This is a genomic window from Caproiciproducens sp., assembly GCF_053840905.1.
On record NZ_JBNLXQ010000032.1, the window covers coordinates 1 to 2,252 of the forward strand.

Below are 2,252 nucleotides of genomic sequence, written 5' to 3' on the forward strand. Positions count from 1 at the left end.
CCGCCGATCACCGCCACGTTTTTGTAGCCCTCCAGCTCGGTCGCTTTTCCCAAAGGCCCGATGAAATCCAGAATCGCGTCGCCGACGTTCAGCTGGTCCAGCATCAGGGTCGTCTTCCCGACCTTCTGATAAATAATGGTGATGGTCCCCTTTTCGCGGTCGTAGTCCGCCACCGTCAGAGGAATCCGTTCCCCGAATTCATTCACACGCAGAATAATGAACTGGCCGGCCTTCGCTTTTTTTGCAATATATGGCGCTTCTACCGCCATCAATGTCATCGAATCATTCAATATCCGCTTCTCCACAATCGTAAACATCGTTACACTCCCTTTTCTTTAACGAGTAGTAAAACATAGCCTTTTTCTATTATAAAGGCTTGTAGCAGATTTATCAATAAAAAAATGTGATTCGGCTAATTTTGCCGAATCACATTTGCGGTTTATTTTATGCATTTTACAGGATAATGCATATCAGGCCGTTGCAGCCTTCATTGATGATCCGTTCTATCGTCTCGCGCACCTTATCACGTGCGTCCGTAGGCATTCTGTACAGCTTGTTGTGCAGGCCCTCGTTCACAAGCTCGTGCAGGCTCTTGCCGAAGATATTGGATTCCCAGATTTTGGAGGGGCTTTCCTCAAATTCCTTCAGCAGATACATGATCAGGTCCTGCGACTGCTGCTCGGAACCCACGATCGGCGTCAGCTCCGTCGTGATTTTTGTCTTCATCATGTGAATGGAAGGCGCCGCCGCTTTCAGGCGCACCCCATATTTTCCGCCCTGTTTGATGATCTCGGGTTCGTCGAGCGTAAGCTCCTCAATATCCGGCATCACGATTCCGTAGCCGGTGTCCTGCACATCCTGATAGGCGTCTTTGATCTTGTTGTATTGATCCCGGATTTTTGCAAGTCCGAGGATGCTGTCGAGGAGCCCGCCTTCATCCTCAATATCGATACCGGTTTTTTCACCCAGAATTTTATAGAACAGATTCGGCTGCAGACTGACGGCGACCCGCGCGTTGCCGGTTCCCAGATCGATGGATTCGGTTTTTGCTCCGCTGACATATTCGCATTGATTGATATCGTTGATAATCGACCCGACTTCCCGTATCCGGGAGATTTTCGAAGCCGAATTCTGAATGGTGCCGTAGACGGCGGAACGCAGCCAATGATTTTTTTCAAGGCTGGAAAGCCAGCGCGGCATGTCGACCTTAATCGCCTTCACCGGGAATTCAAACAGCACTTTGGAAAGAATGTCCCTGATTTGTCCCTCTTCCATTTCAAGGCAGTTGACGGGCGCCACGGGCACTTTGTATTTCTCCTGCATCTGCGAAGCCATGGAAACCGCGGGACCTGAATTCGGGTCGGTACAGTTCAGAAGGACGATAAAGGGCTTGTTGATTTCCTTCAGCTCTTTCACGACCCTCTCTTCCGCTTCCTCATATTCCTCCCGGGGAATATCGCTGATGCTGCCGTCGGTCGTGACGACCAGCCCGATGGTCGAATGCTCCGTAATGACCTTCTTGGTCCCGATTTCCGCAGCCATGTTGAACGGAATCGGATCGTCGTACCACGGGGTCATCACCATGCGCGGCTGATCGTTCTCTATGTATCCGAGCGCGCTTGGAACGATGTAGCCGACGCAGTCGATCATGCGTACGGAGAAGGTGGCGCTGTCATCCACTTTTACTTTGACGGCCTGTTCCGGAATAAATTTCGGCTCCGTCGTCATAATGGTACGTCCCGCGGCGGACTGCGGCATTTCATCGATCGCGCGGTCGCGCCTGTAGCTGGAATCCATGTTCGGGACGACGATGGTATCCATGAACTTCTTAATAAAAGTGGATTTCCCGGTCCTTACCGGGCCTACCACCCCAATATAAATATCACCGTTCGTGCGCTGGGAAATATCACTGTAAATATTGCGTTCTTCCATTTTACCTCCCCCTCAGGCAGAGAAATTTAATTTTTATTGCGAAGGTCTCTCAAGGAATCTTACATAGGAATCAGCAGCATCCCCCTGTTCTCAACGACATCACCGGTAAGGTCGTTTTCCAGTTTGATCGCATTGACCGAGGTGCAGTATTCACGGGCGATATTCCATAAGCTTTCCCCCGCGTCGGCGTAGTAAATACTTAATGCCGCGGATTTGTCCTGTGCCCTGGGTTTGGTTTCGTCAGCTGCGACATCCGTGATCAGCTTCAGGCTGTATTGGCTGTAAATTCCGGCGCTGAGCCTTAATTCAACCTTCAGATC

The 2,252-nt window shown here is 50.6% G+C and carries 3 protein-coding genes; all 3 read right to left on the reverse strand.

Going from position 1 to position 2,252, the window contains the following annotated elements; genetic code table 11:
- Positions 1-317 (reverse strand): FAD-binding oxidoreductase (locus ACQGQ5_RS15865; RefSeq protein ID WP_455737440.1); only part of this gene is annotated, 317 nt, incomplete at its 3' end.
- A gap of 136 nt (positions 318-453) precedes the next feature.
- Positions 454-1,932, reverse strand: a complete 1,479-nt coding sequence (gene spoIVA, locus ACQGQ5_RS15870; protein ID WP_455737441.1) for a stage IV sporulation protein A — start codon at positions 1,930-1,932, stop codon at positions 454-456.
- 59 nt (positions 1,933-1,991) lie between these two features.
- Positions 1,992-2,252: LysM peptidoglycan-binding domain-containing protein (locus ACQGQ5_RS15875; protein WP_455737442.1), on the reverse strand; the 261-nt coding region annotated here is incomplete at its 5' end.